Below are 6302 nucleotides of genomic sequence, written 5' to 3' on the forward strand. Positions count from 1 at the left end.
GTCGAGCACGAGCAGGTGCCCGGGTCGGGCAGGTCGCCGAGGGAGCCGATGGTGTCGGTGAGGACCCCCGTCAGGCGCTCGAGGTTGGCCTTGAACAGCGCGAAGACCTCCTCCTGGCCGACGCCGTCGCCGGACTCCGCGCCGGCGTCCATGTCGGTGACCAGCGCGATGGCGGCGTAGCACTGCTGCATCTCGCGGGCCAGCGAGGCCTCGGGGCTGCCGGTCATGTTGATGAGGCTCCACCCGTCGGCGGCGTAGGCCCGCGACTCGGCGCGCGTGGAGAAGCGCGGGCCCTCGATGACGACCATCGTGCCGCCCGCCTTGATTGTGGGGTCGGCGGCGGTGAGGGCTCCGCCGAGCGTCGCGCAGTAGGGATCGGCGAACGGCAGGTGCACCGCGCCGCGCTCGACGTAGGAGCTGATGCGGCGGTGCGTGCGGTCGACGAGCTGGTCGGGCACGACCACGTCACCGGGCGCCACCGCGTCACTCAGTCCGCCCACGGCGCAGGGCGCGAGGATCTGGCGCACGCCGAGCGAGCGCAGCGCCCAGAGGTTGGCGCGGTAGGGGATCGCGTGGGGCGGGAAGTCGTGGTGCTTGCCGTGGCGCGGCAGGAACGCCACCCGACGCCCCGCGACCGTGCCGACCGCGACCGGCGCTGACGGGTCGCCGTACGGCGTGGTGATGGCGTGCTCCACCGGGTCGTCGAGGAAGGAGTAGAAGCCGGTGCCGCCGATGACGGCGATCTCGGCGATTCCAGCGGCGGGCTCAGAGGCGTGCGTCATAGGAGCATTGTGCGCACGCACCCCGAACCAACCGCGAGTCGGCGCGTCTACGCGCCGACTCGGCGAAGGGCTCGGGTCAGCGGTCGGTGTCGGGGAGGCCGAGGGCGGCCCAGACGGCGCGCCAGACCTGCTTGGGCGGGACGCCGGCGTCCAGCGCCTCCTGTGCCGTACGACGATCGAGGTCGGACATCACGTGAGTCTCGGCCCACACGCGCATGTAGTCGATGCCGAGGGCGAGCTGCATCCGCTCCCAGAACTCCGTGTGCCGCACCGCTCCCCCTCCTTGTCGGCTGCTCACCAGCCGCCCAGCTGCTCCGGCCGACGATGCTGCCATGCCCGCAGCAGGTCCTAGGGGTGGGTCGGCGCCTCGGTGACCTCGCGCACGTCCCACAGGTGGTGGACGACGTCGTGGAGGTGATAGCGCGCCAGCGTGAGCGTGGAGAAGGTGCTGCCGTTGCTGCGGTGGCCGACGCGGTCGTACGACGACGCGGGCACGCGGTCGTAGGCCGCGGCGACCTTCTCTGCCCGGTCCGCGAGCGCGGGAGACACCTCGTCAGGCTGGGCCAGGTCGTAGCGGGCCTCGAGCGCCGCGGCGTCCTGGTCCCAGTTGGCGAAGGTCGGGGCGTCCTGCTCGAGCACGAGAGCCAGTCGCTCGGCGAAGATCGCGTGGACGTCGCGGACGTGGGCGGCGTACTCGGTCACCGTCCAGGCCCCCGCCGCACGGCGCTCGTGCGCCCGTGGCCCGGCGAGCACGGAGACCCAGACGCGGGTGTTGGCTCGGATGCGCTCACCGACCTCGGCGAGCGGGACGTGCTCCGCGTCGAAGCCGCAGTCGTCGCAGGGGCGCTCGAGCACCCAGGTCCAGTCCTTGGTGTCCGGAGCCCACATGCCGCCATCCTGTCGACGCAGACGGCGTGGCGTTCAGCAGGCTCTCAGAGCGAGACGGGCGCGGTGCCGAACGCGACGTCGAAGCGGTCGCACCAGATCACGACCGAGCGGAAGCCGCCGAGGTCGACGTCAGCAGGGATCTCGTAGTTCTGGTTGCCGTCGGTGGCCTTCAGCCCGCCGAGCTGCACGTAGCGGATGTCGTCGTAGGACCCCCAGGCTCCGCCGCTCGGCGAGTCGGAGAGCCCGACGTAGACGTCCGGGCCGTCAGACGTGCTGAATCCCTCGAGCCGCACGAAACGAGTGCCGTCGGCGAGCCGGATCACCTTCGCGGTGCCGGAGGTGGCGTACTCCGCGTTCTCGAACTCGCCGCTCGCCAGGGTGATCACCTCGGGCACCGGCTCGGGGGTCGGCTCGGGGGTCGGCTCGGGCGTGGCCTTCGGCTTCTTCTTCCCGGGCTCGTCCGTCTTCTCAGGATCAATGTCGGCCGCACTCGCCGACTCGGACGACGGCGCGTCGGCCGCCGCACTCGCGACCGGCAGCGCCTCGTCGACGGTGCTGGAGGTGAACTTCGTCCAGGGCTCGAAGGCCCACAGCCCCGCGGCCAGGGCTCCGACGAGAAGCACGGCCACTCCGAAGATCCACGTGCGCATGCTCATGAACCTATCGACCGAGCATCGGCGGCAACGTGATCACTTCTTACGGGTCGCTGACGCCCAAGGCGGGGCCCGGTCCCGAAGATGCGACGCCGATCGGCTCCCCCGCCTAGAATGACTCCCTGCCCCCGTCCCCCGCGCCCATTGCCGCGCGCGCCCGGGCGGCCCCCATTCAGTCCTGATCACTGCTGATCTCAGCCCAACCCGCTCGATCCGAGCGCGAAGGAACCTGCCTGTGCACCACGCACCGACCGTCCGCTCCGCCCTGAAGTCACCCCGCACCCTGCGCACCGAGACCCTCGCCGGCCTCGTCGTGGCGCTGGCGCTGATCCCCGAGGCGATCTCGTTCTCGATCATTGCCGGGGTCGACCCCCGGCTGGGACTCTTCGCCTCCTTCACGATGGCGGTGACGATCTCGGTCGTCGGCGGACGACCCGCGATGATCTCGGCTGCGACCGGCGCGATCGCGCTCGTGATCGCGCCGCTGGTCGCCGACTACGGGGTGGAGTACCTCATCGCGACCGTCGTGCTCGGCGGCGCGATGCAGATCGTGCTGGCGGTGCTCGGCGTCGCCAAGCTGATGCGGTTCGTGCCCCGCTCGGTGATGGTCGGCTTCGTCAACGCCCTCGCGATCCTCATCTTCGCCGCCCAGGTGCCGGAGATGATCGACGTGCCGTGGCTGGTCTACCCGATGATCGCGGCAGCCATCGGGATCATCGTGCTGCTCCCCCGCATCTCCAACGTGGTCCCCTCCCCGCTGGTCGCGATCGTCGTCCTCACCACCATCACGCTGACCTTCGCCGTCGCCGTCCCGAACGTCGGCGAGCGTGGCGCGCTGCCTGACAGCCTGCCGACCCTGGGTCTGCCCGACATCCCCTACAACTTCGAGACGCTGAAGATCATCGCCCCGTACGCCTTCGCGATGGCTCTCGTCGGTCTGATGGAGTCGCTGATGACGGCCAAGCTGGTCGACGACATCACCGACACCCCCTCCGACAAGACGCGTGAGTCGTGGGGCCAGGGCGTCGCCAACGTCGTCACCGGCTTCTTCGGCGGCATGGGCGGTTGCGCGATGATCGGCCAGACGATGATCAACGTGAAGGCCTCCGGCGCCCGCACGCGACTCTCCACCTTCCTCGCCGGTGTCTTCCTGCTCGTCCTCGTCGTCGGCCTCGGCGACCTCGTCTCGAAGATCCCGATGGCCGCCCTGGTCGCCGTGATGATCATGGTCGCCGTCGGCACCTTCGACTGGCACAGCATCCAGCCCTCCACGCTCAAGCGGATGCCGAAGTCGGAGACGATCGTCATGCTCGCCACCGTCGCGCTCACCGTCGCCACCGAGAACCTCGCCATCGGCGTCGGCGTCGGCGTGCTCACCGCGATGGTGCTCTTCGCCCGACGGGTCGCCCACTTCGCCCAGGTCGAGCGCGAGCTCGTCGAGACCGGCGAGGGCACGACCGCGGTCTACACCGTCACCGGTGAGCTGTTCTTCGCCTCCAGCAACGACCTCTACGAGCAGTTCGACTACGCCGACGACCCCGAGCGCGTCGTGGTCGACCTGACCCAGTCGCACGTCTGGGACGCCTCGACGGTCGCGGCGCTCGACGCGGTGACGACCAAGTACGCCGCCCGCGGCGTCACGGTCGACATCCAGGGCCTCAACACCGCCTCGCTCGCGATGCACACCCGGCTGAGCGGTCAGCTCTCCTCGGAGTGAGCCACTGACCATCAGGTCGGCAGGTGTACGCGCACGTCGACGTACGTCGAGGCGCGCTCGCCGACGCCGGTCAAGAAGGCCCCAGCGTCGGGGGTCTCCTGCGAGCGTTTCCGGGCGAAGGCGTGCAGGTCGTACCGACCGCCCGGCGCCCGGTGTCGGGGCGCCGGGCAGCCGGCCGACTCAGGAGTGCACGGACTCCCGCACCTCGGCCACGTCACCCCCGGCGGCGCGACGCGTGGCACGCACGCGCAGCACGACGGTGGCCACCACCGCGACCGTCAGGATGCTGTAGACCGCCGCAGCGAACGGACTCGTCACGAAGGCCGACGCATCCCCCTGGCTGATCGCCAGGGTGCGCGGATCTGCTCCTCCGAGATCGGACCCAGGATCAGTCCGATCACGGCGGGACCGACCGGGTAGCCGAAGCGCCGCATCAGGTAGCCGAGCACGCCCACGGCGAGCAGCACCCAGAGATCGGTGCGGACGCCGTTGAGGGCGTACCCGCCGAGCGCCGAGAACAGCAGGATCCCGGCGTACAGGTAGGGCCGGGGCACCTGCAAGAGCTTCACCCAGAGCCCCACCAGCGGCAGGTTGAGCAGGAGCAGCATGACGTTGCCGATGTAGAGGCTCGCGATCAGCGCCCACACGAGCGCGCCCTCGGTGGCGAAGAGCAACGGACCGGGCTGGATGCCATAGCTCTGGAAGGCCGCGATGAGCACCGCCGCCGTGGCCGAGGTCGGCAGCCCCAACGTCAGCAGCGGGACCAGCACCCCGGCGGCCGCTGCGTTGTTGGCCGCCTCGGGCCCGGCGACACCCTCGATCGCACCCTGGCCGAATTCCTCGGGGTTGTCGGAGAGCTTCTTCTCGGTCGCGTAGGAGAGGAATGTCGGGATCTCCGCACCACCCGCCGGCATCGCACCGATCGGGAAGCCGAGGGCCGTGCCTCGCAGCCACGGCTTCCACGAGCGACGGAAGTCCTCGCGCGTCATCCAGCCCTTGCTGACCGGGATGATGTCGAGCGGTCCCCGCCGCAGTCGCGAGGCCACCCAGAGCGCCTCGCCCACGGCGAAGACCCCGACCGCGAAGGTCACCACGTCGATCCCATCAGCCAGCACCGGCAGGCCGCCGGTGAAGCGCTGCTGCCCGGTGAGGCTCTCGGTCCCGATCAGCCCGACGAACAAACCGATGCCGAGCGCGGCGACACCTCGCGAGACCGAGGTGCCCAGCAGCGCCGAGACCGTGAGCAGGGCGACCACCGTCAGGGCCACGTAGTCCGGCGGCCCGATCTGCACCGCCAGGTCCGCGAGCGTCGGCGCCGCAATCGTGAGCCCGATCGTGGCGATCGTGCCGGCCACGAACGAGCCGATGGCGGCTGTCGCCAGGGCCGCCGCACCCCGACCGCTCAGGGCCATCTTGTTGCCCTCCAGCGCGGTCACGATCGACGACGACTCCCCCGGGGTGTTGAGGAGGATCGAGGTCGTCGAGCCGCCGTACATCCCGCCGTAGTAGATGCCGGCGAACATGATGAAGGCCCCGACGGGCTCGACCGTGTAGGTCAGTGGCAGCAGCAGCGCCACCGTCATCGCGGGACCGATCCCGGGCAGCACTCCGACCGCGGTGCCGAGAGTCACCCCGATCAGGGCGTAGAGGAGGTACATCGGCTGCAGCGCGGTGGCGAAGCCCTCCATCAGCGAAGCGAAGTCACCCATCGAGGAAGAGCACCCCCTCGAAGAGTCCGGCCGGCAGCGTGACGCCGAGCGCGGTGACGAACAGGGCCTGGACGGCGAATCCGAGCACCAGCCCGATCGCGACCGAGCGCACCGGACGGGCCCCCAGGGACCAGGCCACGGCCGCGAACAGCACGGCGCCGGCCAGGGCCCACCCGACGACGTCGACGATCGCGACGTGGACGACGAGGGCGAGCACGATCCGACTCATCGCCACCCAGTCGGTGCTGGCCGTGGCGTCGACGTCCTCACCGCCCTCCTGCTCCCCGAGACGTCCCCGCAGGGCGTCCACCAGCACCGCCAGTCCGGCCGCCAGGAGGACGCACCCGACGATGTAGGGAAAGACCCTCGGCCCCACCACGTTCGAGCTGAGCGGCACCGTGATCTGTCGTGCACCCACCAGGGTCACGACGCCCAGGACGATCACCCCGACAGCGACGAGCGCGTCGGGGCCGACGCGCTGGTCCGCGTCGGGCGCAGTGGGAGCGGTCGTCATCGCTCAGCTCACCAGACCGAGGTCGCGCAGGACCGTCGT

8 protein-coding genes are annotated in these 6302 nt (G+C 70.5%); 1 reads left to right on the plus strand and 7 read right to left on the minus strand.

Annotation, left to right across the window (positions count from 1 at the left end; all coding sequences use genetic code 11):
- From VOI19_RS11805 to VOI19_RS11820, 4 genes are all read right to left on the minus strand, one after another.
- Positions 1-782 (minus strand): S-methyl-5'-thioadenosine phosphorylase (locus VOI19_RS11805; RefSeq protein WP_323793159.1); only part of this gene is annotated, 782 nt, incomplete at its 3' end.
- Between the two features lie 76 nt (positions 783-858).
- Positions 859-1116, minus strand: a complete 258-nt coding sequence (locus VOI19_RS11810) for a DUF3046 domain-containing protein (RefSeq protein ID WP_416366374.1) — start codon at positions 1114-1116, stop codon at positions 859-861.
- Between the two features lie 14 nt (positions 1117-1130).
- Complete coding sequence (locus tag VOI19_RS11815; protein ID WP_323793160.1) at positions 1131-1670, minus strand: DinB family protein; 540 nt, start codon at positions 1668-1670, stop codon at positions 1131-1133.
- 44 nt (positions 1671-1714) lie between these two features.
- Positions 1715-2320 carry a DM13 domain-containing protein gene (locus VOI19_RS11820; RefSeq protein ID WP_323793161.1) on the minus strand — a complete coding sequence of 202 codons (606 nt, stop codon included), beginning with the start codon at positions 2318-2320 and terminating at the stop codon, positions 1715-1717.
- Positions 2321-2558: 238 nt separating this feature from the next.
- Between VOI19_RS11820 and VOI19_RS11825 the strand changes: the two genes are divergently transcribed.
- Positions 2559-4040, plus strand: coding sequence for a SulP family inorganic anion transporter (locus VOI19_RS11825; protein ID WP_323793162.1), 1482 nt, complete (start codon positions 2559-2561; stop codon positions 4038-4040).
- Positions 4041-4220: 180 nt separating this feature from the next.
- Here the strand turns inward: VOI19_RS11825 and VOI19_RS11830 are convergent, their stop codons facing one another.
- The 3 genes from VOI19_RS11830 to VOI19_RS11840 are packed head-to-tail and all read right to left on the minus strand — an operon-like array spanning position 4221 to position 6263.
- Positions 4221-4358, minus strand: a complete 138-nt coding sequence (locus tag VOI19_RS11830; RefSeq protein WP_323793163.1) for a hypothetical protein — start codon at positions 4356-4358, stop codon at positions 4221-4223.
- A complete protein-coding gene (locus VOI19_RS11835; RefSeq protein ID WP_323793164.1) occupies positions 4355-5749 on the minus strand; it encodes a tripartite tricarboxylate transporter permease in 1395 nt (464 codons plus the stop codon). Before VOI19_RS11835 ends, VOI19_RS11830 begins: the two co-directional genes overlap by 4 nt.
- On the minus strand, positions 5742-6263 hold the full coding sequence (locus tag VOI19_RS11840) for a tripartite tricarboxylate transporter TctB family protein (protein ID WP_323793165.1): 522 nt from the start codon (positions 6261-6263) through the stop codon (positions 5742-5744). The genes VOI19_RS11835 and VOI19_RS11840 overlap by 8 nt, the downstream gene beginning before the upstream one ends.
- Positions 6264-6302 lie beyond the last annotated feature (39 nt).

It is taken from the genome of Nocardioides sp. (genome assembly GCF_034670285.1).
Classification (GTDB): Bacteria; Actinomycetota; Actinomycetes; order Propionibacteriales; family Nocardioidaceae; genus Nocardioides.

Excerpts from the sequence above, each read along its gene's own strand:
- VOI19_RS11810 (WP_416366374.1), bottom strand. The coding sequence starts at position 1,116 with ATGGCAGCATCGTCGGCCGGAGCAGCTGGGCGGCTGGTGAGCAGCCGA.
- VOI19_RS11815 (WP_323793160.1), bottom strand. The coding sequence starts at position 1,670 with ATGTGGGCTCCGGACACCAAGGACTGGACCTGGGTGCTCGAGCGCCCC.
- VOI19_RS11820 (WP_323793161.1), bottom strand. The coding sequence starts at position 2,320 with ATGCGCACGTGGATCTTCGGAGTGGCCGTGCTTCTCGTCGGAGCCCTG.
- VOI19_RS11835 (WP_323793164.1), bottom strand. The coding sequence starts at position 5,749 with ATGGGTGACTTCGCTTCGCTGATGGAGGGCTTCGCCACCGCGCTGCAG.
- VOI19_RS11840 (WP_323793165.1), bottom strand. The coding sequence starts at position 6,263 with ATGACGACCGCTCCCACTGCGCCCGACGCGGACCAGCGCGTCGGCCCC.